The following is a 25,196-nucleotide window of genomic DNA, read 5'->3' on the forward strand; positions in this document are numbered from 1 at the left end:
GGGCTGTGCTCAGTCCCCGGGCTTCAGCGCGAACCAGTAGAAGCCGTGGCCCGGCAGGGTCAGCAGGTAGGGCAGCTCACCGATCTTCGGGAAGCGCACCCCGCCGCGGGCCTCGACCGGCACCATGCCCTCGAACCTGCGCAGGTCCAGCTCGACGGGCTGCGGGAACTTCGACAGGTTGTTGACGCAGAGCATCACGTCGTCGCGGTCCTCGCGCACGTACGTGAGCACGCACGGGTTGGAGGACCACATTTCGGTGTAGGCGCCGAGGCCGAACACCGGGTGGTTCTTGCGGATCTCCAGCATGCTGCGGGTGAAGTGCAGCAGGGAGCCCGCGTGGCGCTGCTGGGCCTCCACGTTGACCGCCTGGAAGCCGTAGATCGGGTCCATGACGGCCGGCAGGTAGAGGCGGCCCGGGTCGGCCGAGGAGAACCCGGCGTTGCGGTCGGGGCTCCACTGCATCGGCGTGCGGACCGAGTCGCGGTCCTCCAGCCAGATGTTGTCGCCCATGCCGATCTCGTCGCCGTAGTACATGACCGGCGAGCCCGGCAGCGACAACAACAGCGCCGTGAACAGCTCGATCAGGTCCCGGTTGTTGTCCAGCAGGGGCGCCAGCCGACGCCGGATGCCGAGGTAGGCCCGCATGCGCGGGTCCTTGGCGTACTCCTTGTGCATGTAGTCGCGCTCTTCCTCGGTCACCGTCTCGAGCGTGAGCTCGTCGTGGTTGCGCAGGAAGATGCCCCACTGTGCCGTGTCGGGCAGCTTGGGGGTGCGGGACATGATCTCGGAGATCGGCTCGCGGGTCTCCTTCTTCACCGCCATGTAGATGCGCGGCATCAGCGGGAAGTGGAAGGCCATGTGGCACTCGTCGCCGCCGGTGGTGGGGTCGCCGAAGTACTCCACGACGTCCTCGGGCCAGCCGTTGGCCTCGGCCAGCAGCACCCGGTCGGGGTAGAGCCGGTCGACCTCCGAGCGGATCTTCTTCAGGTACGCGTGCGTCTCGGGCAGCCCGGAGCACGCCGTGCCCTCACGCTCGAACAGGTACGGCACCGCGTCGAGGCGGAAACCGTCGATCCCCAGGTCGAGCCAGAACCGCAGCACCTCCAGCATGGCCTCCTGCACCGCCGGGTTGTCATAGTTCAGGTCCGGCTGGTGGTGGAAGAAACGGTGCCAGTAGTACTGCTTGCGCACAGGGTCGTACGTCCAGTTGGACTCCTCGGCGCCGATGAAGATGATCGGCGCGTCCGGATAGCCGGTGGGCTCGTCGGACCAGACGTAGAAGTCCCCGTAGGGCCCCTCCGGATCGTGCCTGGAGGCCTGGAACCACGGGTGCCTGTCGCTGGTGTGGTTCATGACCAGGTCGGTGATGATCCGCAGGCCCCGCTCGTGCGCGGCCTCGATCAACTGGACGAAGTCTCCCAGGTCGCCAAAATCCGGAAGGATCTTCATATAGTCCGAAATGTCATAACCGCCATCGCGCAGCGGGGACTCGTACAGCGGCAGCAGCCAGAGGCAGTCGACGCCGAGCCATTCCAGGTACCCGAGCTTCTCGATGAGACCGCGCAGGTCGCCCGTGCCGTCACCGTTGGAGTCCTTGAACCCCCGGACGAGAACCTCGTAGAACACCGCCCGCTTGTACCATCGCGGATCTTCCGAGACGAAAGCCTCAGAGATCGACTCAGGTGATGGGGATGCGTTGATCATGATGTCGCTCACAGGAAGAGATGTGGGCAGGACGAAGTCACCGGTTACCCCGGCGTTCTTAGCTGGTGACCGCGCCGCGTGGAGTCGTCATCCCTGCGAACTCCATGCCCTCGAACGAGACCGGATTTGTGATCTGGTGCCCGTTTGTTGCGGCGCTTACGGGCCGAACACTACCAGCCCGGTGGCTTTCCGGAACCCGCTTCTGCTGTGCGACGTGTAATACCCGCGAGATCCGTATGTAATCGCCCTGTTACCCAGAGTTCACTAAAAAGGTGCGGTGACGTCCGGGAGGTCGTTCTCGAAGTCGTTCAGCCAGAGTCCGAAAAGCACCAGTCCGCGCACCCAGAAACGGTCGTTCCAGCCGTTGAACCGGGTCAGCGCGTCCGGACCGCCGGCGATCACCTCGTGCAGCTCGTCGGAGAGCATCGCGGGCACCCGCCGGGCCACGACTTCGAGCATGGCGTGGGAGTACGCCCGCGCCGGCGCGGCCGTGGAACGCAGGGGCACCCGCTGGAGCGGCTGCTTGACCACGTTCGTGGACGGCAGCGCGGCCACCCTCGGGTTGGCCGCGTGCAGCACCTCGCGGTAGAAGCGGCCCTTGTCCTTGCGCGCGACGCCGACGCTGAGCGCGGCGTCGAAGAAGGCGGGATGGATGAACGGCGCCGCGAACGACGCCTCCGGCCCCACCAGGTTGACCGCCGAACGCGCGATGCCGCGCACGGTCCTGGTGTGCAGCACCGACAGCGGCAGCTCGGCCCGGTGGCCGTGGAGCATCGAGGTGGCCGCCGCGAACTGCTCGCGCACGGTCTCCTCCATCCACTGCGCGGCCGCCTTGGACAGGAACGGCTGCGCGGGCGCGCCCAGCGACAGCGAGCCCAGCAGCGCCGCCGACCGCTCGGCCTGCGTCCTGGCCTCCAGCGCGGCGCCGCTGACCATGAAGTTCTTCAGCAGCGGGCCGCCGGCCAGGCCGTCGACCAGGATGCGGCCCGAGCCGTGCACCTCCTTGGCGAACGGCGCGTACCAGGCGTGGTGCGGCGTCAGGTACTCCAGCCGGCGGGCCACCTCGGCGGCGTCGGCGGGGTAGGCGGCGGCGTCCTGGGTGACGACCCGGTGCGGGATGCCCAGCTCGCGGGTGATCGCCCTGGCGAAGGCGATGTCGGTGTCGGTGCCGTCGTCGGGGCTGGTGGTCCACGACTCGACGTCGGCGCCGCGGGCCATGGCCACACTGGCCAGCAGGCGCGAGTCGTAGCCGCCGCTGACCGGCACGAGCAGCCTGCGGCCGTCGTAGTCCTCGTAGACGTGGTGCAGCAGCTCGACGATCTCCTCGGGGCTGGTCCACGCCTCGTACGGCTCGGTGCGCAGCCAGCGCGGCAACCGGCGCTCGGTGGCCAGCCGGCGGTGCTCGAAAACCAGCGCGCTCGACCCCGGCAGCCGCCTGACCTCCCGGTACGGGGTCGCCTCGCCCAGCGGGAACGTCACCTGGATGATCGAGGCCCAGGCGGCCCAGTCGATCTCGATGGGCACCAGGCTGAGCAGCGGCTGGATCAGCGAGGAGAAGTAGACCGCGTCGCCCTGGCGCACGTGGTAGACGTCGACCAGGCCGAGCGCGCCCGCGTGCAACGTCACCCGCGCGCCGTCGCCGATCAGGCCGGGCGTCTCGTACGTCTCCGCGACCGTCATCCAGTCCTCGGCGGCGGCGGGCTTGCGCTCGCCCCACGAGAACGCGAACGCGCCGCCCGCCCGGTGGTACGGCGGCAGCGGCGCGGAGCTGAACAGCGCGGCCTCGTCCGTCTGGAGCGCGGGCCGCACCTTGGGGCCCGCGGCGGTGAGTTTGCCCAGTATGGAGGTGTCGATCCGGCCGAGAGCGCCGCATACGTAGGGTCGCACGTTGAACTGCACCGGATCTCATCCCTTCGAGACGCTTCCTGCAAAAGAGTATCCTTTGCCGGGCTGAGAGAGCGGAGGTCCGGTTGTCTACCGAGCTGGAAAGCACGCGTCGGGCGTTGCGGGAAGCTGTCGCGCAGGCCGAGCGCGCGGCCGAACTGGCCAGGCTGCTGGACGCCGCGCAGTCCAGGCTGGCGGCCGCCGAGGAGAGCGCCGAGGAGGCCAGGAAGCTGGCCGAGCAGCTGAGCGAGACCGAGGAGCGGCTGGAGGCCGAGCGCGCCGCGGCCGACAGGCTGCGCAAGGAGCTGGCCGAGCAGCGCTTCCAGGCCGAGGTGGCCAACTGGAAGCTGTCCTCGATCAAGGTCGCCCGCTGGAACCGGCTCGGCGACGCCATCAAGAGCGGCAAGAACAACCCGATGCGCCTGGCCAAGGGGCTCAAGGGCGCGGCCAAGCCGGTCAAGCGGCCCAGCGCGCCCAAGCGCCGGCCGGTGGCCGTCCAGGGGGCCAAGGAGGCGCGTCCTGGGGCGTCGTTCCAGGCCACCAGCACGACCAGGACGCTGGGCGGGGCCTCGTTCAAGCTCAAGCCGTACCGGATCCCCACCGGGCCCAACACCCGCCCGCACCTGACCGCGGCCGTCGTCGCCGATCCGCACGTCGAGGCGCTGCTGCGCTACGAGTGGCGTCAGACGACCGGGTTCACGCCGCGCGACTTCGCCCGCGTGCTGCCGCTGGAGGTGCCCCACCTGCTCGTGGTGGAGTCCGTCACGCAGGGGCCGTGGCTGGAGGAGCTGACCGGCGAGCCGGGCGAGGGGCTCAGGTCCCTGCTGGCCTGGTGCGCCGAGCGCGGCATCCGCACCGTCTTCTGGCACACCCAGGGCGACGTGGCGGACTACGCCGCCGCGGCCGAGCTGTTCGAGCACCGCTTCACCACCGACATGACGGTCCCGTGGCCGCGCCTGCACTTCGGCGTGCAGCCCCGGGTGCACAACCCGCTGCCGCTGGCCGGCGGGCGGGTCGACCGGGTGCTCACGCTCGACCAGCTGCTGCCGCCGCACCTGGCCTATCCCGACGTGCTCACCTCCTACCGCTGGCCGGCCGCGGCCGACTGCCCGCCGGGCACGCCGCAGTGGCGGCTGGCCGAGATCGCCGCCTGCGGCACGCCGATCGGCACCGAGCCGGACTCGCGGCGGGCGCACGTGGCCCTGCGCCGGGCCTACGGCACGGGGACGATGACCGAGCGCGTGGACGAGCTGCTGGAGGCCATCGGCCTGCCCAGCGCCCGCGCCACCCTCGACACCTCCGTGCTGCTGCCGATCCTCGACCCGTCGCTCATGGAGCACGCGCTCGCCCAGGTGGCCAGGCAGTCCGGCGTGGCCCAGGTGATCGTCATCGGCCCGCCCGAGGCCGAGCTGCGCGCCCGTGACGTGCTGACCGACGCCGAGGTGCTGTACCGGCGGCCCCACCCGGCCATGAGCGAGGGCGCGATGCTGGCCAAGGGCCTCGACCTGTGCGAGGCCGACCTGGTCGCGGTCATGGACCCGCGCGACGTCTACGGCCCGCACTACCTGTCCGACCTGCGCCGGGCCTTCCTGTTCAGCACGGCCGACATCGTCGGCAAGGCCGCCTTCTACGCCCACCTGCGCAAGCCCCAGGCGACCCTGCTCAAGCAGCCCGAGGCCGAGTACGCCTACCTCCCCGAGATCGCCGGGGCCACCCTGCTCGCCCGCAGGAACGCCCTGCGCGAGGTGGGCTTCGCCGACCTCACCGAGGGCTGGGACGAGGTCATGATGCGCCAGTGCCGCACCGACGGCGTCAAGGTCTTCTCCGCCGACCGGTTCGGCTACGTGCGGGTGCGCGACGAGGACCGCTGGCTGCTCGGCGCGGCCCACCTGGTCGAGTACGGCTCGGCGGAGCCGCACGCGCTGATCTGACGCCTACGCTGAGCCGATGACCGACCTGCTCGCCCAGTCGCTGGCGGAGGTGCTGGGGGAGCCGCCGGCGCCCGAGGGCACCTGGGAGCGGGAGGCCGTCTACGTGACGGCCGCCGCGCTGCGCCGCCGCGTCCCGCCGGCCGAGCTGGCCGCGCGGGTGCGGGCGGTGGACGGGGTGAGCGAGGCGCGGGCGCGGCCGAACGGCTTCCTGCGCATCGTCGTGGACGCGCCGGGACGGCTGGTCGAGTCCCTGGACCCGCCCGCCCTTCCCGAGCCCGGATGGCCCGACTTCCCGCGCACGTGGGACAACCCCGGCTTCGTCGTCCGGTACGCCCACGTCCGTGCCTGCGCGGTGCGGCGGTGGGCCGGGGAGCTGGGGGTGCCGCTCACCGGCTTCCGGCCCGAGCTGCTCGACGACCCCCACGACCGCCGGGTGCTGCGGGTGCTGGCCGAGCTGCCCGGACGCGCCCTCAGCCGCGACCCCGGCTGGGACGCCTTCTCGGTCCGGCTGGCGCTGGCCTACCACGACGCCCACGAGCACGCCCCCGCCGTCCCGATGGGGGACGAGCCGGTCCGGCCGGTGCACACGGCGCGGTTGCGGCTGGCGGAGGCCGTCCGGGGGGTACTGGTTGGGCCGGAAAGATTGTGATGGATCGTAAAATATCCGGCTAAAGCGCGAAAAATCGTGAAAATGTTGCTTGTGGACCTTGATCGCGTCTCGATACGTGGGCGGTGGTCCTGGAAGGGGCGGCGGTTCCGATAGCCTCGATCGGGTGAGCTTCGTCCATCCAGCCGGGGACCGGCACGCCGAGATGCTGCCCCACGAGCGCCCCCCGATGGCGCCCGCCGACCTCAACCGGATCGACCCCGCGATCTGGCCCCGAACGTCGACCCGGACCGACGGCACGCTCACGGTCGGCGGCGTCGACGTGCGCGACCTGGCCCGCGAGTTCGGCACGCCGCTCTACGTCCTCGACGAGGCCGACGTACGCTCACGCATGCGCGACTACGCCACGGCCTTCCAGGGCTCCGAGGTCCACTACGCGGGCAAGGCGTTCCTGTGCAAGGAGATCGTGCGCTGGCTGGCCGACGAGGGCCTCGGCCTCGACGTCGCCAGCGGCGGCGAGCTGGCGGTGGCGCTCAGCGTCGGCTTCCCGCCCGAGCGCATCACCCTCCACGGCAACAACAAGTCCACGGCCGAGCTGACCCGCGCCCTGGAGTGCGGCGTCGGGCACATCGTGGTCGACTCCTACGAGGAGATCGCCCGCCTCGGCTACCTCGCCGAGCAGCTCGGCAAGCGGCCCAAGGTGATGATCCGGGTGACCACCGGGGTCGAGGCCCACACCCACGAGTTCATCGCCACGGCCCACGACGACCAGAAGTTCGGCCTGTCGCTCAACACCGGCGCCGCCGCCGAGGCCGTGCGCCGCATCCTCGCGCTGCCGCAGCTCGACCTGGTCGGCCTCCACTCCCACATCGGGTCGCAGATCGTCGACACCGCCGGGTTCGAGGTGGCCGCGCGACGGCTGGCCACGCTGCTGGTGCAGATCAAGGACGAGCACGGCGTCGTCCTGCCCGAGCTCGACCTCGGCGGCGGCTACGGCATCGCCTACGTCGAGGGCGACGAGGCCCCCGACATCAAGGAGCTGGCCGACGGCCTGCGCGAGATCGTCACCAAGGTCTGCGCCGACGCCGGCCTGCCGGTGCCGCGCCTGACCGTCGAGCCGGGCCGCACCATCGTGGGTCCGGGCGGCATCTCCCTCTACGAGGTCGGCACGGTCAAAGACGTCGAGGGGCTGCGCACGTACGTCAGCGTCGACGGCGGCATGAGCGACAACGTGCGCACCGCCCTCTACGGCGCCGAGTACACCGCCACCCTCGCCAGCCGCGCCAGCGACGCCGCGCCCATGCTCAGCCGCCTGGTCGGCAAGCACTGCGAGAGCGGCGACATCCTCGTGCGCGACTGCCACCTGCCCGCCGACCTGGCGCCCGGCGACCTGGTCGCCGTGGCCGCGACCGGCGCCTACTGCCGTTCGCTGGCCAGCAACTACAACTACCTGCCCAGGCCCGCCGTGGTCGCCGTCGCCGACGGCGCGGCCCGGGTGATCGTGGCGGGCGAGACCGAGGACGACCTGTTGAGGGGGCAGCTGTGAAACCGCTGAAAGTGGCTCTGCTGGGCTGCGGCGTCGTCGGCTCGCAGGTCATCAGGCTCCTGCACGAGCAGGCCGACGACCTGGCCGCGCGCATCGGCGCACCGCTGGAGCTGGCCGGCGTGGCCGTGCGCAGGCTCGGGCGCAAGCGCGACATCGAGGTCGACCCGGCGCTGCTGACCACCGACGCCGAGTCCCTGGTCACCCGCGACGACATCGACATCGTCGTCGAGGTGATCGGCGGCATCGAGCCGGCCCGCACGCTCATCGTGGCCGCCCTCGAACGCGGCAAGTCGGTCGTCACCGCCAACAAGGCGCTGCTGGCCGAGGACGGCTCGTCCCTGCACGAGGCGGCCCGCCGGGGCGGCGGCGACCTCTACTTCGAGGCCAGCGTCGCCGGCGCCATCCCGCTGCTGCGCCCGCTGCGCGAGTCGCTGGCCGGCGACCACGTCAAGCGCGTGCTCGGCATCGTCAACGGCACCACCAACTACATCCTCGACAAGATGGACACCTCGGGCGCGTCCTTCACCGACGCCCTGGAGGAGGCCCAGACGCTCGGCTACGCCGAGGCCGACCCGACGGCCGACGTCGAGGGCTTCGACGCCGCCGCCAAGGCCGCCATCCTGGCCGGCCTGGCCTTCCACAGCCGGGTCACCGCCGACAAGGTGCACCGCGAGGGCATCACCGAGATCACCGCGACCGACGTCGCCTCCGCCAAGGCCATGGGCTACGTCATCAAGCTGCTGGCCATCTGCCAGCGCTCCGACGACGGCCGCTCGTTCGGCGTGCGGGTGCACCCGGCGATGATCCCGCGCACCCACCCGCTGGCGGGGGTGCGCGAGGCGTACAACGCGGTGTTCGTAGAGGCCGAGTCGGCCGGGCAGCTCATGTTCTACGGCAAGGGCGCCGGCGGCGCGCCGACGGCCTCGGCCGTGCTCGGCGACCTCGTGGCCGTCGGCCGCAACCGGCTGGCCGGCACCCACGGGCCCGAGGAGTCCACCTACGCCGACCTGGCCGTCCACCCGATGGGCGACACGGTCACGCGCTGCCACGTGGCGCTCGACGTGGCCGACAAGCCCGGCGTGCTGGCGCGGGTGGCCGACCTGTTCGCCAAGCACGACGTGTCCATCCAGACCGTCCGCCAGGAGGGGCACGGCGACGACGCCCAGCTCGTCATCGTCAGCCACCGCGCCACCGACGCGGCCCTCACGGCGACCATGGAGGGGCTGCGCGAGCTCGACATCGTCCGCGCGGTCGCCGGCGTGATGCGCGTGGAGGGCGACGACTGACGCCCGCCCCGCCCGGTCAGTGGGCGGGGAAGGCCAGGTCGCGGACGCGGCGCACGGCCCGTTTCAGGACCGTGCGGTCCTGCTCGCGGGCCAGCCGCACCGCCTCGCGCCGCCAGCTCTCGGCCTTCTCCCGCCAGCGGGAGGCGTCCCTGCCGTTCTTGGCGGCCTCCCGGCGCAGCTGGGCGATCTCGGCGCGCAGGGCGGCGACGCGCTTGCGGTGGAGGGTCAGCTCCTTCTCGTGGCGGGCGGTGAGCAGGGCGAGCTCCGCGACCGGCGGCCGGCGCGGCGGGTAGACGTCGGGGCGGCGGCGCAGGCCCCACGACGCGCCGTCCGCCCATTCCAGGCCGTACAGGGCGTCGATCAGGTCGTCCGGGTGGTCGCCGGGGGCGGCGACCAGGGCGGCTCTGGACAGCGCGGCCGTCCGGTCGAGGCGGGCGGCGACCACGCCCTGCGAGGTCTCGTCCAGGGCCAGGCACAGGCTGCCGAGGTCGTGCTCGTCCAGGTGGGCGATCAGGTGTTCCAGCGTGCCGGGGGAGAGAGTCCAGCCGGACGGCACGGTCAGTCGGAAGGGGGCCGTCGTGCCGGTGGGCGGTTCGGTGGCCAGGCGGACCCGCGGGTCGTGCTCGAAGGTGGCCTTGAGCAGGCGCAGGTCCAGGTCGGGGTCGCGCAGGGGCGAGCGGCGTCCGGTGGGCAGCGCGGGCCAGCGGCCGGTGAGGGTGAGGCCCACGTCGGGGATGGAGGAGGCGAGCAGGGCGTCCGCGGTGGCGCGGGTGTCCTCGTAGCCGCCCGCCGCCACCACCGCCTCCACGTACGGCACCAGCCACTGCCGCCCCGGATCCGTCCGCAGATACCGCCGGTAGGGAACCCGGTCGGCCACGTAGGGGTCGTTGTACCGCTTCAACGCGGCGACGTCGCGCATCGCGGTCGGCAGGCCGACGTGCCACGCCCGCGCCTGCGGGTCCGGGACGAACACCGCCCCCGCCTGGACGAGCCGGTACCCCAGCTCGGTGTCCTCGGCCAGCACCAGCGAGGTGTCCAGGCCGCCGATCGAGCGCAGCAGCGCCGCCGGGTACGACGCCGTGGCCCCCACGTGCACGCGGGCGGCCGTCGCGCCGGACGCCGTGCGCAGGCCGTCGTGGTCGTGGATGATCTGCTCGGCCCAGTCGTGCCGGTGCGGCGACAGGGGGAACAGGCCGTCCTCGGCGCCCGCGTCCAGGGCCTGGACGACCTGCTCCGGCGTGGGCGGCTCGGCGGCCGAGGTGAAGTCGATCCAGCCCAGCACCACCACGTACGGGGCCAGGTGGTGCCACCGAAGCTGGGCCTCGACGTGCCGCCGGTGCGGGACCATGTCGGCGTCCAGCACGAGGACGACGTCGCCGGCGGCGGCGTCCAGGCCCGCCTGCACGGCCCAGGCGCGCCCCCAGCCGCCCGGCGGGCTGGAGATCAGCTTGGTGCCGCCCGGGGCGAGGGCGGGCAGGCGGATGGGGATGGCGCTGCCGTCGTCCACCACGATCACGTCGAGCAGGTGCGCCGGGTAGCTCTGCGCGGACAGGGCGGCGAGCGTCAGGTCCAGGGTCTCCTGGCGGTCGTGCGCCGGGATGACGACCGTGACGGCGAGCTCCGGCTCCCAGGCCCCCAGCTCGGGCGGGTCGAGGACGCCGAAGTCGTTGCCACGGATGCGCGGGACGGTCATGGGCGGCTGCTCCCCTCCAGCTCCATCAGGGCGTTCGGGCGGAACCCGCGCCACTGGCGCCGGTTGCGGCGCAGGAACGTGCCGATCGGCTCCTGCCAGGTGTGGGCGGAGGCCGGGCCGCGGCGCAGGATGTAGCCCAGGCCGTGGGTGCGGTAGATCTGGCCGCCCGCCGCCTGGAGGGCCTCCTGGAACTGGGTGTCCACCGAGCGGCGCAGCGGCCGGAAGCCGCCCACGGCCTGGAACGCCGAACGCTCCACCAGGATCGTGCCGCCCGCCACGAAGCTGGTGATCTGCTCGGTGACCTGGCTGCGGTGCACGGTGACGTCGATCGAGGCCAGATAGACGAACTCGGGCACTGTGCCGACCACCTGCGCCCCCGAGTAGGCGTGGGCGAGCAGCAGGTCGGCTAGGAAGTCGGGGCCGTACCAGTCGTCGTCGTCCATCTTGAGCAGGAACGAGCCGGAGGCCCGGGCGGCGGCCTCGTTCAGCACCTCGCCGAAGACGGCCGCGGGGTCGGCCTCGTACACGGTCAGCGGGCCGCCGAAGTCGGCCAGGGCCGCGGCGACGTCCGGGTGCTCCCGCGGGACGCCGTGCAGCGCGAGCACCACTTCGAGCTGGGCGTCGCGCTGGCGGGCGATCTGCCGCAGCGCGAACGGCACCATGTCGGCGCGCCGGGTGGCCAGCAGGACGGAGGTGAGCGGGGGAGCGGGGGCGGGCGCGCCGAGCTGCTCCCACCGCGCCGCCACGCCATGGGTGCGCAGGGCGGCCCGGCGCAGCCGGATGCTGTGCTCCTCGCGCCGCAGCTCGTCGGACAGGTCGGGGGCGGCGGGCAGCAGCGCGACCAGCTCGTCCCCCAGAGCGCCCGCCCAGCGCGGCACGGCCCCGGTGACCAGCGGCACCCCGGCGGCGGCCAGACCGGCCAGCACCCGCACGGCCGCCAGCGGGCCGCTGTGCGGATGTTGCCAGCTCACCTCGACGCCGCGGATCTGCCGGAGCCTGGCCACGTCGGCGTCGGTGACCCCGCCCGACTCGGCGAACGTCGTGACGACCTTGCCGTCGAGCAGCACCGACCAGCGGCCGTCGCGCTCGGCCAGCGCGGCCATGCCCCGGGACGGCGTGGTCACGAACCCCTGGGGGTTGACCAGCCGCTCGTCCACGGGCGGGACCATCGACGGCTCGCCGAGCACGTCGGGATCGGCCAGCGGCGACCCCGCCCCGCCGGGACGCCCGATGCTCTCCCAGCTCGCGGCGACGATCGTGGGCCGCTCGACGGGCGCCTGGTCCCCGGCCCAGCCGATCCCGCCCGGCTCGGCGGACCCGCCCGGCGTCAGGGCCGGGGACGCGTCCGGGGCGCGGCCGTCGCCCGGCGGGCGCAGGGCGTCGCCGGCCAGGCCGCGGAGGGCGACGTCGCCCAGCGTGCGGAGCACGACGTCGCTGCCGGGGGCGCCGACGCGTTCGGGGACCGGGCCGCTCACCTCGGCGGGCGTGGCGTTCGGGTCGCCGGGACGCCAGTCGGCCGAGCCGATCCCGGCGATGGCGGCGGCGGGCGCGGCGATCACGTCCAGGCGGTGACCGGCGAAGGCGCGGGCGGTGGCGGTCACCGTGCGGCCGGCGGGCGTCGCGGCCGAGAAGCGGGCGTCCACCACCCACACCCGGTTCCTGGGCTGGTAGACCCGCAGGTCCGTCAGCGACCGCCAGCGGTGCGCGGGGGTCGGCGTGGGCACGGGGGCCGGGTGCGAGGCGGGGGCGTCGAGCACGCACACCACCACCCGCCCGGCCAGCGGGAGCAGCTTGTGCAGGGTCGCCACCCTGCGCAGGTCGGCGGGCGTCCTGGCGAGCACGAGGACGTGGTCGGCCGACTCCGGCTCGGCGGGCGGCTCCACCAGGTCCCGGTCCAGGTCCACGGCGCCGGCGGGCAGCCCGGCGCGGCCCTCACCGCCCTCGCCGCCTTCGCCGTCGGCAGGGAAGGTGGGGCTCTCGATGCCGGCCAGGAACACCCGGGCGTCCGGCAGCTCGGCCAGCAACGCGGTGACCGTCCGCCGCTCGGCGCTCATCCGGCGCTCCGCAGGTGCCGGATCAGGGAGCTCAGCGGCCCGGGAGCGGGGTCCTCCTGCTCCTGCGCGCGGGACAGGCGCTCGACCTCGGCGGAGAGCCGGTCGACCTGGGCGCGCAGCTCCTTGGTCTCCGCCAGCCGCCGGGCCGCCAGGGCGCGCCACTTGGCCGGGTCGCCGCCCAGCGGCGGCGGGTCGGCGGCGGCGCCGAAGCCGTGCTCGCCGCCCTCGACCCACAGGACGCCGAACAGCTCGTCCACCAGGTCGTCGGCGGGGCCGTCGAAGCGCGCAGCGCGGGCGAAGGCGGCCGTGCGCTCCAACCGGGCGGCCACGACCCCGTCCGCGTCCTCGTCCAGCGCCACGCAGAGCAGGCCGAGCAGGTCCTCGTCGGCCAGCCGCACGAGCCTGGCCAGGGTGTCGGCCCCGAGGACCCATCCGGCGGGCAGCCGCAGCAGGAACGGGGTGGGGGCGGCGGTGACCGGTTCGCTTTCCGCGAAAGTGACGCGCGGCTCGTGGGCGTACAGGTTGTGCAGCAGCCGCAGGTCCAGCAGCGGGTCGTCGAGGCTGGACCGGCGTTCGCCGGTCAGCCGGTCCCAGGGGCCGACGACGGTGACGGCGGCGTCGGGCAGCGTGCCCGCCAGCGCCGCGTCCACGCTCGCCCGGGTCTCCTCGTACGTGGTGGCGCTCACCACGACCCGCACGTACGGCACCCGCCAGTGGCGCCGGGGATGGCCGCGCAGCCAGCGCAGATCCGGCACCAGATCGCCCAGGTAGGACCAGTTGTGCCGATGGACCTCCTTCTCCCGCAGCATCACCGTGGACGGCCCGACGTGCCACGCCCTGGCCTGCGGATCGGGCACGAACACCGCCCCCGCCTGGGCCAGCCGGTAGCCCAGCTCGGTGTCCTCGGCCATGTTGAGCGAGGCGTCCACGCCGCCCGCCGCGCGCAGCAGCTCGGCGCGCACCGACGTGGAGGCCCCCGTGTGCAGCAGGTACGCGCTCGTCCCCGCGTCCTTCAGCATCCGGGTCGACTCCAGCGTCTTACGCGTGTACTCCGGTCGCGTGCCCTCCTCGCCGGGGGCCGTCACGAACCGGATGTCGCCGATCACCACCACGTGGTCGAGCAGGTGGTGCCAGCGCATGTGCGCCTCAAGGTGGTCGGGGGCCAGGATCATGTCGGAGTCCAGCCAGTGGATCACCTCGCCGGTGGCGGCCAGCTGCCCGGTCTGCCGGGCCGCGCCGCGTCCCCAGCCGTCGGTCACCCGTACGACGCGGGCCCCCGGCAGCTCGACCGGCGGCGTGCTGCCGTCGTCGGCGACCACGATCTCGACGAGTTCGGCCGGGTAGGTCTGCGCGGCCAGCGCGGACGCCGTGCGCTCCAGCGCCTCCTGGCAGTCGTAGGCCGGGATGACCACGGACACGCGCAGCTCGGGCGTCCAGTTTCCGATCGCGGGCGGGCGCAGCACCCCGTAGTCGTTGTGCCGGACGCGGATCATGCCAGGCCCTTGGCCAGCGCGCGAACCTCCTCGCGCAGCTCCTCGACCTCCCGGGCCCTGGTCATGGCGTTCACGCGGTCCTCGCCGAGCGAGGCGAGGATCGCCCCGATGTCGTCGGCCCGCCGCGCGGCCGACTCCTCGACCGCCTGGACCAGCAGTTCCAGCCGGGATTCGAGGTTCTTGACCGCGGTCGTCGCACGGGCGAGCTCGGCCTCGTGCTTCTTCATGCGCAGGTCGATCCGGTGCGCCTTGCCGTCCACGCGGCGGACGGTGAGCAGCAGCAGGGCGAGGGCGGCCAGCGTGACCGCGAACGCGGCGACGGCCGCCGCCGCGCCGAGGGTGAGCAGGCCGGCCAGGACGAGCAGGGCGAGCACCCCGGCGGCGACGACTGCGAGAAGTGCGGCGGCCGCTGCCAGTCGGCGGGGCGAGAGCATCCGCGCAAACCTTTCATAGTCACGACTAGTCGGGCATAGGAGGATGGGCGGGATTATTGCCACCCTAATAAACCCTGACCACTACCGTGCCATATGTTCCTGGAGGAAAACTGGGAACCCGGCCTCGGGGCTCATGCCGTCCGCCACCCGAAAGCTGCCTGTCTGTCTACTGACGTGTAAAAACGGGCGTAAGGTAGGCGCCGATCCAGTCCCGTCCGGTCGAGGAGCATCGTCCATGTCCGTCACCCCCTGCGGCTTCACGCGTACGCCGGGCAAGGGGTTCGCCCGGCTGCACTGGTCGGACGGCTGGCAGTTGGACGGCGGGCCGCCCGACGTGCCCGCGCTGCGCTCCCGGCGCGGACTGGAGATCGACTGGCCCGCCGCGCCGGTGCCGCTCGACGGCCTGACGGAGCTGGCCGGCGCCGGGATCCCGCTGACCGCCCAGGACGCCCCCGCGTGGGTGCCGGGCGACCTGGCCGCGCTGCTCACCGACCGCGACTGGCTCGCCGCGCCCGCTGACGGCACCGCGCGCTGCCTGGCCGACCTGCGGCGGGAGGAGCACAGCGTACGGCTGCGGCGCCTGGTCCACCGGCCCGCCCGCGCGACGGTCAGCATCGTCATGTCGACCAAGCGGCCCGCCCTGGTCGGCGCGGCGCTGGCGCAGATGGAGCGGCAGCGGGGCGTCGAGGCTGAGGTCCTGCTCGGGCTGCACGGGGTGGCCTTCGGGCAGGTGCGCGCGGCCGTCGAGGCGTGCTCGCTGCCCGTCAGGTGGGTCGAGGCGGCCAGGACGGTGCCGTTCGGCGAGGTGCTGAACCGGGCCGCCGCCCTGGCCTCGGGCGACTACCTCGCCAAGTGGGACGACGACGACTGGTACGGCCCCGACCACCTGTCCGACCTCCTCATGGCCCGCTCGTACGCGGGGGCCGACGTGGTGGGCACGACGGCCGAGTTCTTCTACCTGGAGCCGTTGCGCGCCACGATCCGGCGGACGACGTTCGCGAGCGGAGCGGCGTACCCTAGCGAGGTTTGGGCGGATCACGTAGCCGGAGGCACCATTTTGCTCCAAAGCGCGAAATTTCGGGAAATTGGAGGATTTCCCGCTCTTCCGCGTGCGGTCGATCTTGAGTTCGTGAAAGCGGCGCAAAAGATCGGCGCGCGCGTCTATCGCACGCACGGCCTCGGCTACGTCCTGCGCAGGGGGTTGACCGAGGAGCACACCTGGCAGCTGCCCCTGGCCCATTTCGTCAGAATCGCCACGAACCAATGGCACGGCTTCCGGCCGAGCCTGCTGATGGAAGCCGCATGAACAACGGCCAGAAGCCGCCGGTGCGCGGCAACGACTACCGCGTGCTGCGGCCCGCCGAGGATCTCACCCCGTCGCTCACGGTCAGCGTGATCATCCCGGCCTACGGCGGCCAGGACAAGCTGGACCTGGTGCTGGCCGGACTTGCCCGCCAGACCTACCCGGCCGCGCTCACCGAGGTCATCGTCGTGGACAACGGCAGCGTGCCGCCCCTGCGGCTGCCCGACGTCCGTCCCGAGGGCGCCCGCCTGATCGTCTGCGACCAGCCCGGCCGCGCGAACGCCCGCAACGCCGGGCTGGCCGAGGCCACCGGCGACGTGATCCACTGGCTCGACTCCGACGTCGTCCTCACCCCGGGCGCGATCGAGGCCCACATGCGCTGGCACCACACGGCCCCCTACCTGGTCGTGACCGGCTACATCAGGTTCACCGACGCGGAGCTGCCCGCCGAGCTCCCCGCCGACCTGGAGGAGCACTTCGAGCCGGCCGAGCCGCACGCCTGGATCGTCGACCTCGTCGAACGCACCGACGGCCTCACCGCCAACCCCCAGCGTCCCTTCAGCCTGCACGTCGGCGGCGCGACCTCGGTCGGGGCCCGCCTGATCGAGGCCGCCGGCCCCATGGACGACGAGCTGATCCTCGGCCAGGACACCGAGATGGGCTACCGGCTGCACCAGGCGGGCGCGGTGTTCGTGCCCGAGCCGCGCGCCCGCGCCTACCATCTCGGCCCGACCATGCGCATGCGCGACAAGGAGTCCATCGACCGGGTGAGCCACGCGTTCGTGGCCGACCGCATCCCGGCGTACCGGTGGTTGCGCTCCCATCCGTCCCGCCAGTGGAAGATCCCATACGTCACCGCCGTCGTGGACGGCACGGCCGGCTACGACAGCGTGCGCGCGACCGTGGACACCCTGCTCGCCGGGACCGTTCCCGACCTGTCGGTGCTCCTGCTCGGCCCCTGGGACGAGGTGGGCCGCGAGCGCCGCTCCCCGCTCAAGGACCCCCGCCTCGACCTGGCCCTGGTCCACGGCCACTACCGGCACGAAGGACGGGTGCGCCTGGCCACGGCCGAGGAGCTGGACCCGGCCACGCCGTTCGTGCTGCGCCTGCCGCCCGGCTGGATCCCCGGCGAGGACACCCTCGCCCGCCTGCTCGACCTGGCCCGCGACGAGGGCCTCGGCCTGGTGGCCGTGCTGCTGCGGGAGTCGTCGCACGGTGTCGTGGCGGCCCGCCTGGAACGCCGCTCGGCCTTCGCCAGGGCCCGCATGGTGGCCGGCGGCGAGCCCGGTGAGCCCGGCGAGCCCGGCGACCTCGACGACGTGGTGGACGCCGTGTCCGGCGTGTCCTGGGTCGAGGGCGAGACCTACGGGTTCACCACGGAGGCGGCGCCGCTGATCGGGCGGCGCGGGGCGTACCGGGCGCGGCTGGAGGCCCGGGCCGAGGCCGAGCGGCTGGCGGCGGAGGCCGACCGCCTGCGCGCCCAGGTGACCAAGTGGCGGGACGAGGCCACCCGGTGGCGCAGGACGGCCGTCGAGCTGCGGCGCGACGTGAGCACCCTGCGCCGCCAGCTCGCCGCCGCGAACCGCGCCCAGCAGAGCCTGCGCACCCTGCTGTCGGCCACGATGAAACGGGCGCTGGGCCGCCGCCTGCGCTGACATGACCGCTGGGCCGCCGCCTGCGCAGAAAAGGGCGCTGGGTCGCCGCCTGCGCGGCCGACCGCGTCCCGCGGGCGGCGGTCAGTTCGGGCGCAGGGCCGACTTCAGCCGTCTGAACAGGGTGTTCTCGGCGGACTCGGCCGTGACCGCGACCGTCGCGGGGATGGTGACCGGCTCCGGCTGCGGCGGCGCGGGCCAGTAGCGGTCCGGCGGCTCGTGACGCACGCCGTGCGTGGCGTCGATGACCTCGTCGAGATCGGCGCCTGGACCGGCGAGCAGCAGCGCCCGGCCCAGCGCCGAGGTGCGTTCGAGCCGGGCCGTGCGCCCGTCGGGCAGGTCGACGACGAGCACCCCTGTCAGGTCCTTCTGCACCGACTCGACCATGCGCTCCAGCGTCGCCCTGTGCAGCGGCACATCCACCGGCCCCCGGTAGCGGAACGGCGTGGGCGCGGGCGTCGGGGCGGCCTCGTCGATGAGCCGGATGCGTTCGTCGTGCGCGCACAGGTCGCGCATGAGCCGCAGCTCGAAGCACGGGTCCGACAACACCGCGCGCCGCCCGTCGTCGAGCCGCGACCACGGGCCCACCAGCGTCAGCACGACGTCCTGGAGCTTGCCGTCCAGGGCCGCCGTCACCGCCCGCCGCACCACCGACTCGGAGGTGTCGGTGACGTCCAGCACGATCTCCACGTACGGCACCAGCCACCGCCGCCCCCGGTCCTTGCGCAGGTCCCGGCGGAGCGGGATCCGGTGCGCCAGGTACGGCTCCACCGCCCGCACGGCCCGCTCCCGGTCGCGGTGCTGCGCCGGCAGCCCGAGGTGCACCGCCTGGGCGGCCAGGTCGGGCACGAACACCACGCCGTGCATGGCCAGCCGGTAGGAGAACTCGGTGTCCTCGCCGCGCACCACGGTCGGGTCGAGCCCGCCCACGGCGTCGAAGACCTCGCGGGGGAGGGCGAAGGTCGGCCCGGTGCACACGTGGTACGGGTTGCGGCTGCTGCGCAGCCCGTCGGTCTTCTCGATCGTCGCCTCGGTCGAGCTCGACACGGCCCCGGCCAGGTCGAACACCTCGTCCAGGCGCTCGGCGCGGAAGACCTGCCGCGCGGTGACCGGCGGCGCCTCGACGAACTTCTTCATCCCGATGGTGACCAGGTAGTCGGTCACGTGGTGCCAGCGGGCCAGGGCCTCGATGTGCTCGCGGCAGGCGACCATGTCGGCGTCGAGCCGCTGGATGATCTCCCCGTCGGCGGCCTTGGCGCCGGTGTTGACCGCGTTGGAGATGCCCCAGCCCTCGCGTACCGGGACGATCCTGGTGTTGACCGGCCGGATCTCCGGCAGCCGGACGGGCGGCGCGCTTCCGTCGTCGACGACCAGGACCTCCATGAGATGGTCCGGGTACGTCTGCGCGGCCAGCGCGGCCAGCGTCAGGTCGAGTTTGTCCTGCCCGCCGTGCGTCGGTATCACCACGCTCACGGACAACCCCGGCGACCAGGCCCCGAGCTCCGGCGGCACTACTGGTGAATAGTCGTTCTGCCTCAAAGCAGGACGCGCGTTCATGGTGACCCCCTGCCGAGACCTTATCGGGAGATGCTGAGAATTTCCTGAATAGTGGCGCTGTCCAACGACCTGTCCACTCAGTGGACTCGGCTCCGCGCCCGCGCCGCGCACCCCGTACACTCGGTGGCCAACACCGCAGGTAGGGAGTCATCATGGGCAGGTCGTGGCGTGGCCTCATCGAGGAGTACCGAGAGCGTCTTCCGGTCACCACGAAGACGCCCGTCGTCACGCTCCTCGAAGGCGGCACCCCGCTCGTCCCGGCGCACCGCGTGTCGGCGCTGACGGGATGCGAGGTCTATCTCAAGGTCGAGGGGGCGAACCCGACCGGCAGCTTCAAGGACCGCGGCATGACCATGGCCATCAGCAAGGCGGTCGAAGAGGGCGCCAAGGCGGTCATCTGCGCCTCCACCGGCAACACCTCGGCCTCCGCGGCGGCCTACGCCGTACGCGCGGGGCTGACCTGCGCCGTGCTGGTGCCGAAGGGCAAGATCGCGATGGGCAAGCTGGCGCAGGCGCTCGTCCACGGGGCCACGCTGCTGCAGGTCGAGGGGTCGTTCGACGACTGCCTGGAGATGACCCGCAAGCTGTCCTCCAGCTACCCGATCGCGCTGGTCAACTCGGTCAACCCGTTCCGGCTGCAGGGTCAGAAGACGGCGGCGTTCGAGATCGTCGACACGCTCGGCGACGCCCCCGACATCCACTGCATCCCGGTGGGCAACGCGGGCAACATCTCGGCCTACTGGATGGGCTACCAGGAGTACGCCGACGACGGCGTCTCGACGAAGCGTCCGCGCATGTTCGGCTTCCAGGCCAGCGGCGCCGCGCCGATCGTCGAGGGCGCCCCGGTGACCCACCCCCACACGATCGCCACCGCCATCCGCATCGGCAACCCGGCGTCCTGGAACCTGGCCACCGCGGCCCGCGACGAGTCCGGCGGCGTCATCCAGGCGGTGACCGACCGGCAGATCGCGGCGGCGTACAAGCTGCTGGCCCAGGAGGAGGGCGTGTTCGTGGAGCTGGCCTCGGCGGCGAGCGTCGCGGGGCTGCTCCAGGCACACGCGCAGGGGCTCGTGGAGGCCGGGCAGCGCATCGTCTGCACTGTCACCGGCAACGGCCTGAAGGACCCCGACTGGGCCATCTCGGGCGCGCCCGCCCCGGTGGTCATCCCCATCGACGTGCACGCCGCCGCCGCGGCGCTCAACCTCGCCTGAGAGGCGCACGGGGAGTGAGCGAACGACGAGAGAACCGTGAATCGATGACGACGGTGCGAATCCGCGTGCCGGCCACGTCGGCCAACCTGGGGCCGGGCTTCGACGCGCTCGGCCTGGCGCTCACCCTCTACGACGACGTGGAGGCCACGCTCACCGCCGACCCCGGCGTGCGCGTGAGCGTGGAGGGCGAAGGCGCGGGCGAGGTCGACCTCGGCGAGGGACACCTCGTCGTCCGGGCGATGCGCGAGGCGTACGCCCGCATGGGGGCGCCGCAGCCCGCGGGCATCGCCCTGCGCTGCGTCAACCGCATCCCGCACGCCCGCGGCCTGGGCTCGTCCTCGGCCGCCGTCTGCGCCGGCATCCTGGCCGCCCGCGCGCTGAGCGACGGCGGCCTGTCCGACGACGAGGTCTTCGCGCTTGCCACCGAGATGGAGGGCCACCCCGACAACGTCGCTCCGTGCCTGGCCGGGGGCCTGACGGTGGCCTGGACCGACCACGCGGGAGCAGCGCGTATGGTGAAGCTGGCCCCCGACGAGAGGGTCCGTCCGGTCGTCGTCGTTCCCACGACGCGGCTGGCCACGGAGACCGCTCGGGGGTTGTTGCCGAAGGACGTGCCCCACAAGGACGCCTCCTTCAACGCCGGCAGGGCCGCGTTGCTGATCGCCGCGCTGACCTCGCGGCCGGAACCAGAGCTGCTGCTCGCCGCCACCGAAGACCGTCTCCACCAGCCCTATCGCGCGCCTGCCATGCCGGAGAGCGCGCGTCTGGTAGAACGTCTGCGTGCAGTCGGCGTGCCCGCGGTCGTTTCGGGGGCGGGTCCCACGGTTCTTGCGTTTTCGTCACCGGATACGCAGGATTTGATCGCGCCAGAAGTGGGTAATGACTGGCACATCCAGCAAATGGACGTCGACCCGGTTGGTGCGAACGTTCAGTTCCCCGAGACACGCTGATGCCTCTTTAGACCTTCAGGGAATAGCCGTGTGCGCTGGTGATGTTAGGCTGATAGCCGCACCAGATGCCCCCTTGGTGGGTGCGTGCTTGTCAGCCATACATCGCTGCATCATGCTTCACGTCGCGAGGCGTGAGCAGCGCGGCTGTCTCCCCGGAATCCGTTGCCTCCGGTTGGCCCACACCCGGTTGGCCCAACGTGAGGCGGCGACGACGGGGACCTGCGCGTTCGACGCACATCGACATCTGGTTGGCGACAGCAATCTGGGGGGTGTCAGCCACGCGCCACGGTCCTGTGGCGGCCTGGACGAACCCCTCCCCAAGAGTGGCGGCCGTCCGCGACAGCCGAAGATCGCAACGTGCACCCCGACCCGGTCTGTCCCGCCGGGTCGCAAGCACCTCCGGGACGCCCGGCAGAACAAAACCGGCGCCCGACCCCTGGGAAGGACCTTTTAGTTGAGCGACACCACCGAACTCCTCTCCGACGCACCAGGCTCTCAGCCCGCGTCCGGCGACACCCCCACCCGCGCCGCGGCCAAGCCTCGTGCGCGTCGCTCCGGCACCGGCCTGTCCGCCAAGGTGCTGCCCGAGCTGCAGAAGATGGCCGCTGAGCTGGGCATCAGCGGCACCGGGCGCATGCGGAAGAGCCAGCTCATCGCGGCCATCCAGGAGAAGCAGGGTGGCGCCTCCGGAGACGGCGCTCCGGCGGCAGCCGCGGTTGAGGCGGCGCCCGTCCTGACGGAGGCCGCGCCTCCCGTGGCCGAGCGGCCCACCCGTACGCGCAGGGAACGTTCCCGCACCAAGCCCGCCGACGAGGCCGCACCGCAGGCCGCCGAGCCGGTGGCCGCGGCCCCCGAGCCCGTGGCCGCGCCGGCCGAGCCGGCCGTCGAGCAGCAGGCCCAGGTCGTGGACGCCGGTCAGGCCGACACGCGGGGCGAGCGCGAGAGCCGTCGCGAGCGGCGCAGCCGCGGCGAGCGCCGTGAGCGTGGCGAGCGTAGCGACCGCGGCGAGCGCGGTGAGCGCAGCGACCGCGGTGAGCGTGGCGACCGTGCCGACCGCGGTGAGGGCGGCCGTGCCGAGAGCAGCCGCGGCGACCAGCGCGCCACGGACGCCGGCGGCAGGGGCGACCAGCGCGGCGAGCAGCGTGGCGAGCAGCGCGGTGACCAGCGTGGCGACCAGCGCGGTGACCAGCGGGGCGGCGACCAGCGTGGCGACCAGCGTGGCGGCGACGACGACGACCGCGGGCGTGGCCGCAGGGGCCGCTTCAGGGAGCGCAACCGCGGCCGCGGCCGTGACCGCTTCGACAGCACCGAGCCCGTCATCGGCGACGACGACGTGCTCATCCCGATCGCCGGCATCCTCGACATCCTCGACAACTACGCGTTCGTCAGGACCAGCGGCTACCTGCCGGGCAGCAACGACGTCTACGTCTCGCTGGCCCAGATCCGCCGCAACGGCCTGCGCAAGGGCGACGTCATCACCGGCGCGGTGCGCCAGCCGCGCGACGGCGAGCGCCGCGAGAAGTTCAACGCCCTGGTCCGCCTCGACACCGTCAACGGCATGGACCCGGAGCAGGCCCGCAACCGGCCCGACTTCAACAAGCTGACGCCGCTCTACCCGCAGGAGCGCCTGCGCCTGGAGACCGAGCACAACATCCTCACCACGCGGATCATCGACCTGGTCTCGCCGATCGGCAAGGGCCAGCGTGGTCTGATCGTCTCGCCGCCGAAGGCCGGCAAGACGATGGTGCTGCAGGCGATCGCCAACGCGATCACCCGCAACAACCCCGAGTGCCACCTGATGGTCGTGCTCGTGGACGAGCGTCCCGAAGAGGTCACCGACATGCAGCGGTCGGTCAAGGGCGAGGTCATCCACTCGACCTTCGACCGTCCGGCCGAGGACCACACCACGGTCGCCGAGCTGGCCATCGAGCGCGCCAAGCGCCTGGTGGAGCTGGGCCACGACGTGGTCGTCCTGCTCGACTCGATCACGCGACTCGGCCGCGCCTACAACCTGGCGGCCCCGGCCTCCGGTCGTATCCTGTCGGGTGGTGTCGACTCCACGGCGCTCTACCCGCCGAAGCGCTTCTTCGGCGCCGCGCGCAACATCGAGAACGGCGGCTCGCTGACGATCCTCGCCACGGCCCTGGTCGAGACCGGGTCCAAGATGGACGAGGTCATCTTCGAGGAGTTCAAGGGCACCGGCAACATGGAGCTCAAGCTCAACCGCTCCCTGGCCGACAAGCGCATCTTCCCCGCGGTCGACGTCGACGCGTCCGGCACGCGTAAGGAAGAGATCCTCATGGCCAAGGAGGAGCTGCAGATCGTCTGGAAGCTCCGCCGGGTGCTGCACGCCCTGGACATGCAGCAGGCTCTGGAGCTTCTCCTGGAGAAGATGAAGGAGACCAAGTCCAACGCCGAGTTCCTGCTGCAGGTGCAGAAGACCACGGTGAGCAACGACCGCGACTAGCGGCCACGCGCCTGAAGGGGCGGCGGGGAGGTTCTCCCGCCGCCCCTTTCGCGTGCCGAGGCCGTGCCAAGGCGCCGAGGGTGGGGTTAACCCCACCTGCGGATCGGACGTCTGCTCCATTCACCCCGTCCGCGGCGCCGGGCAGGCTGGGGGCATGCGATCGGTGAGGCTGAAGGACAGGGTGCGGTTCGGGCCGAAGGGGCCGTTAGGGGTGCTGGTCGACCCGATGACCTGGCGGGCGGCTCCGTACCTGCTGGTCAGCGCGTTGTTCGGGATGGTCTGGTTCGTCGTGGTGACCCTGGCGACGACGGTGGCGGTGCCGCTGGTGATCGTCTGGGTGGGGCTGCCGCTGACGATGGCGACCGTGCTGATGTGGCGCGGCGGGGCGATGCTGGAGCGGCGGCTGATGGGGGCGGCGTTCGGGGTGCGGATCGCCGACCCGTACCGGAGCAGGCCCGAGGGCGGGCTGCTTTCGCACCTCACCTGGCTGCTGGGCGACAAGGCCACCTGGCAGGACCTCGGCTACCTCCTCATGCTCCTCCCGCTGGGCCTGGTGGAGTCCGCGTTGTCGCTGGCGCTGTGGACGGCGACGGCGGTGCTGCTCCTCGCGCCCCTGGCCCGCGTCCTGTACGTCCTGAGCGACGGGCGCACCGGCCTGATCATCGACGACTGGGCGGGCGTGCTGGTCGCGGGCGCGGCCGGCGTGGTGCTGCTCGTCGTGACGGCCTACCTCGTACGGGGCATGGCCTGGCTGCACGGCACCCTGGCCACGGTGCTGCTCGGCGGCAGCGAGGAGGAGCGGCTGCGGGCCAGCCGGGCCAGGGGGATCGACGCCGCCGAGGCCGAACGCCGCAGGATCGAGCGCGACCTGCACGACGGCGCGCAGCAGCGGCTGCTGTCGGTGGCGGTGGACCTCGGACGGGCACAGGCCAAGTTCGACACCGAGCCGGAGGAGGCCAGGGCGCTGATCGTCCAGGCTCACGCGGGCACCAAGGCGGCCATCGCCGAGCTGCGCGACCTGGCCCGCGGCATCTACCCGGCCATCCTCACCGACCGCGGGCTCGACGCGGCGCTGTCGGGGCTGGCCGCGCGGGCCCCGGTGCACGTGGACGTCTCCGTCGAACTGGCCGAACGGCCGCCCGCCGCGGTGGAGAGCATCGCGTACTTCATCGTCGCCGAGGCCCTGGCCAACCTCGCCAAGCACTCGGGCGCGACGGAGGCGTCGGTGGCGGTGTTCGGCGGCGACCGCGGCGTGGTCGTGGACGTGTGGGACAACGGCATCGGCGGCGCCGTCGTCACGCCGGACGGCGGGCTGTCGGGCCTGGCCGACCGGGCGGCGACCATCGACGGCGTGCTCGTGCTGCACAGCCCCGTCGGGGGGCCGACGATCGTGCGTGCGGAGCTGCCCTGCGAATGGTAGTCAT

17 protein-coding genes are annotated in these 25,196 nt (G+C 72.7%); 10 read left to right on the top strand and 7 right to left on the bottom strand.

All coding sequences use genetic code 11. From position 1 onward, the window contains the following. Positions 1 to 9 precede the first annotated feature (9 nt). Complete coding sequence (gene treS, locus ACIBK9_RS31985) at positions 10 to 1,704, bottom strand: maltose alpha-D-glucosyltransferase (RefSeq protein ID WP_358283394.1); 1,695 nt, start codon at positions 1,702 to 1,704, stop codon at positions 10 to 12. Between the two features lie 264 nt (positions 1,705 to 1,968). Beyond that, positions 1,969 to 3,591 carry an asparagine synthetase B family protein gene (locus tag ACIBK9_RS31990; protein ID WP_397162444.1) on the bottom strand — a complete coding sequence of 541 codons (1,623 nt, stop codon included), beginning with the start codon at positions 3,589 to 3,591 and terminating at the stop codon, positions 1,969 to 1,971. 116 nt (positions 3,592 to 3,707) lie between these two features. On the opposite strand from ACIBK9_RS31990, the gene ACIBK9_RS31995 reads away from it, so the two are divergent. The 4 genes from ACIBK9_RS31995 (at position 3,708) to ACIBK9_RS32010 (ending at position 8,958) form a co-directional block, all read left to right on the top strand. Next, on the top strand, positions 3,708 to 5,519 hold the full coding sequence (locus ACIBK9_RS31995; protein ID WP_397162445.1) for a hypothetical protein: 1,812 nt from the start codon (positions 3,708 to 3,710) through the stop codon (positions 5,517 to 5,519). A gap of 16 nt (positions 5,520 to 5,535) precedes the next feature. Further along, a complete protein-coding gene (locus tag ACIBK9_RS32000; RefSeq protein WP_397162446.1) occupies positions 5,536 to 6,168 on the top strand; it encodes an anticodon-binding protein in 633 nt (210 codons plus the stop codon). A gap of 163 nt (positions 6,169 to 6,331) precedes the next feature. Beyond that, positions 6,332 to 7,672: a diaminopimelate decarboxylase gene (gene lysA, locus ACIBK9_RS32005; RefSeq protein ID WP_397162593.1), complete on the top strand. Its 1,341-nt coding sequence runs from the start codon at positions 6,332 to 6,334 to the stop codon at positions 7,670 to 7,672. After that, positions 7,669 to 8,958 carry a homoserine dehydrogenase gene (locus ACIBK9_RS32010; protein ID WP_397162447.1) on the top strand — a complete coding sequence of 430 codons (1,290 nt, stop codon included), beginning with the start codon at positions 7,669 to 7,671 and terminating at the stop codon, positions 8,956 to 8,958. The genes lysA and ACIBK9_RS32010 overlap by 4 nt, the downstream gene beginning before the upstream one ends. A 16-nt stretch (positions 8,959 to 8,974) precedes the next feature. Here ACIBK9_RS32010 and ACIBK9_RS32015 read toward each other — a convergent pair whose 3' ends face one another. The 4 genes from ACIBK9_RS32015 to ACIBK9_RS32030 are packed head-to-tail and all read right to left on the bottom strand — an operon-like array spanning position 8,975 to position 14,632. Further along, positions 8,975 to 10,651: a glycosyltransferase gene (locus tag ACIBK9_RS32015; RefSeq protein ID WP_397162448.1), complete on the bottom strand. Its 1,677-nt coding sequence runs from the start codon at positions 10,649 to 10,651 to the stop codon at positions 8,975 to 8,977. Then, entirely contained in the window at positions 10,648 to 12,705 is a 2,058-nt protein-coding gene (locus ACIBK9_RS32020) for a glycosyltransferase (protein WP_397162449.1), read from the bottom strand. Before ACIBK9_RS32020 ends, ACIBK9_RS32015 begins: the two co-directional genes overlap by 4 nt. Beyond that, complete coding sequence (locus tag ACIBK9_RS32025) at positions 12,702 to 14,198, bottom strand: glycosyltransferase (RefSeq protein ID WP_397162450.1); 1,497 nt, start codon at positions 14,196 to 14,198, stop codon at positions 12,702 to 12,704. The genes ACIBK9_RS32020 and ACIBK9_RS32025 overlap by 4 nt, the downstream gene beginning before the upstream one ends. Continuing rightward, positions 14,195 to 14,632, bottom strand: coding sequence for a hypothetical protein (locus ACIBK9_RS32030; RefSeq protein ID WP_364324855.1), 438 nt, complete (start codon positions 14,630 to 14,632; stop codon positions 14,195 to 14,197). Before ACIBK9_RS32030 ends, ACIBK9_RS32025 begins: the two co-directional genes overlap by 4 nt. A 235-nt stretch (positions 14,633 to 14,867) precedes the next feature. On the opposite strand from ACIBK9_RS32030, the gene ACIBK9_RS32035 reads away from it, so the two are divergent. Continuing rightward, a complete protein-coding gene (locus ACIBK9_RS32035; RefSeq protein ID WP_397162451.1) occupies positions 14,868 to 15,938 on the top strand; it encodes a glycosyltransferase in 1,071 nt (356 codons plus the stop codon). Then, entirely contained in the window at positions 15,935 to 17,590 is a 1,656-nt protein-coding gene (locus ACIBK9_RS32040) for a glycosyltransferase (protein ID WP_397162452.1), read from the top strand. The genes ACIBK9_RS32035 and ACIBK9_RS32040 overlap by 4 nt, the downstream gene beginning before the upstream one ends. Before the next feature lie 81 nt (positions 17,591 to 17,671). On the opposite strand, the gene ACIBK9_RS32045 is transcribed toward ACIBK9_RS32040, so the two are convergent. Continuing rightward, positions 17,672 to 19,060, bottom strand: a complete 1,389-nt coding sequence (locus ACIBK9_RS32045; RefSeq protein ID WP_397162453.1) for a glycosyltransferase — start codon at positions 19,058 to 19,060, stop codon at positions 17,672 to 17,674. 236 nt (positions 19,061 to 19,296) lie between these two features. Between ACIBK9_RS32045 and thrC the strand changes: the two genes are divergently transcribed. The 4 genes from thrC to ACIBK9_RS32065 all read left to right on the top strand — a co-directional run bounded on the left by thrC (position 19,297) and on the right by ACIBK9_RS32065 (position 25,192). Then, on the top strand, positions 19,297 to 20,355 hold the full coding sequence (gene thrC, locus ACIBK9_RS32050) for a threonine synthase (protein ID WP_364324843.1): 1,059 nt from the start codon (positions 19,297 to 19,299) through the stop codon (positions 20,353 to 20,355). A gap of 44 nt (positions 20,356 to 20,399) precedes the next feature. Next, a complete protein-coding gene (gene thrB / locus ACIBK9_RS32055; protein WP_397162454.1) occupies positions 20,400 to 21,305 on the top strand; it encodes a homoserine kinase in 906 nt (301 codons plus the stop codon). 454 nt (positions 21,306 to 21,759) lie between these two features. Further along, positions 21,760 to 23,772 (top strand): transcription termination factor Rho, encoded by a 2,013-nt coding sequence (gene rho / locus ACIBK9_RS32060; protein ID WP_397162455.1) that lies wholly within the window; start codon positions 21,760 to 21,762, stop codon positions 23,770 to 23,772. Positions 23,773 to 23,926: 154 nt separating this feature from the next. Further along, complete coding sequence (locus ACIBK9_RS32065) at positions 23,927 to 25,192, top strand: sensor histidine kinase (RefSeq protein WP_397162456.1); 1,266 nt, start codon at positions 23,927 to 23,929, stop codon at positions 25,190 to 25,192. Positions 25,193 to 25,196: the final 4 nt, after the last annotated feature.

Origin of the sequence: Nonomuraea sp. NPDC050227 (assembly GCF_044459705.1) — a bacterium.
Lineage (GTDB): Bacteria > Actinomycetota > Actinomycetes > Streptosporangiales > Streptosporangiaceae > Nonomuraea.

Excerpts from the sequence above, each read along its gene's own strand:
- treS (WP_358283394.1), bottom strand. The coding sequence starts at position 1,704 with ATGATCAACGCATCCCCATCACCTGAGTCGATCTCTGAGGCTTTCGTC.
- ACIBK9_RS32000 (WP_397162446.1), top strand. The coding sequence starts at position 5,536 with ATGACCGACCTGCTCGCCCAGTCGCTGGCGGAGGTGCTGGGGGAGCCG.
- lysA (WP_397162593.1), top strand. The coding sequence starts at position 6,332 with ATGCTGCCCCACGAGCGCCCCCCGATGGCGCCCGCCGACCTCAACCGG.
- ACIBK9_RS32015 (WP_397162448.1), bottom strand. The coding sequence starts at position 10,651 with ATGACCGTCCCGCGCATCCGTGGCAACGACTTCGGCGTCCTCGACCCG.
- ACIBK9_RS32020 (WP_397162449.1), bottom strand. The coding sequence starts at position 12,705 with ATGAGCGCCGAGCGGCGGACGGTCACCGCGTTGCTGGCCGAGCTGCCG.
- ACIBK9_RS32025 (WP_397162450.1), bottom strand. The coding sequence starts at position 14,198 with ATGATCCGCGTCCGGCACAACGACTACGGGGTGCTGCGCCCGCCCGCG.
- ACIBK9_RS32030 (WP_364324855.1), bottom strand. The coding sequence starts at position 14,632 with ATGCTCTCGCCCCGCCGACTGGCAGCGGCCGCCGCACTTCTCGCAGTC.
- ACIBK9_RS32035 (WP_397162451.1), top strand. The coding sequence starts at position 14,868 with ATGTCCGTCACCCCCTGCGGCTTCACGCGTACGCCGGGCAAGGGGTTC.
- ACIBK9_RS32040 (WP_397162452.1), top strand. The coding sequence starts at position 15,935 with ATGAACAACGGCCAGAAGCCGCCGGTGCGCGGCAACGACTACCGCGTG.
- thrC (WP_364324843.1), top strand. The coding sequence starts at position 19,297 with ATGGGCAGGTCGTGGCGTGGCCTCATCGAGGAGTACCGAGAGCGTCTT.
- thrB (WP_397162454.1), top strand. The coding sequence starts at position 20,400 with ATGACGACGGTGCGAATCCGCGTGCCGGCCACGTCGGCCAACCTGGGG.
- ACIBK9_RS32065 (WP_397162456.1), top strand. The coding sequence starts at position 23,927 with ATGCGATCGGTGAGGCTGAAGGACAGGGTGCGGTTCGGGCCGAAGGGG.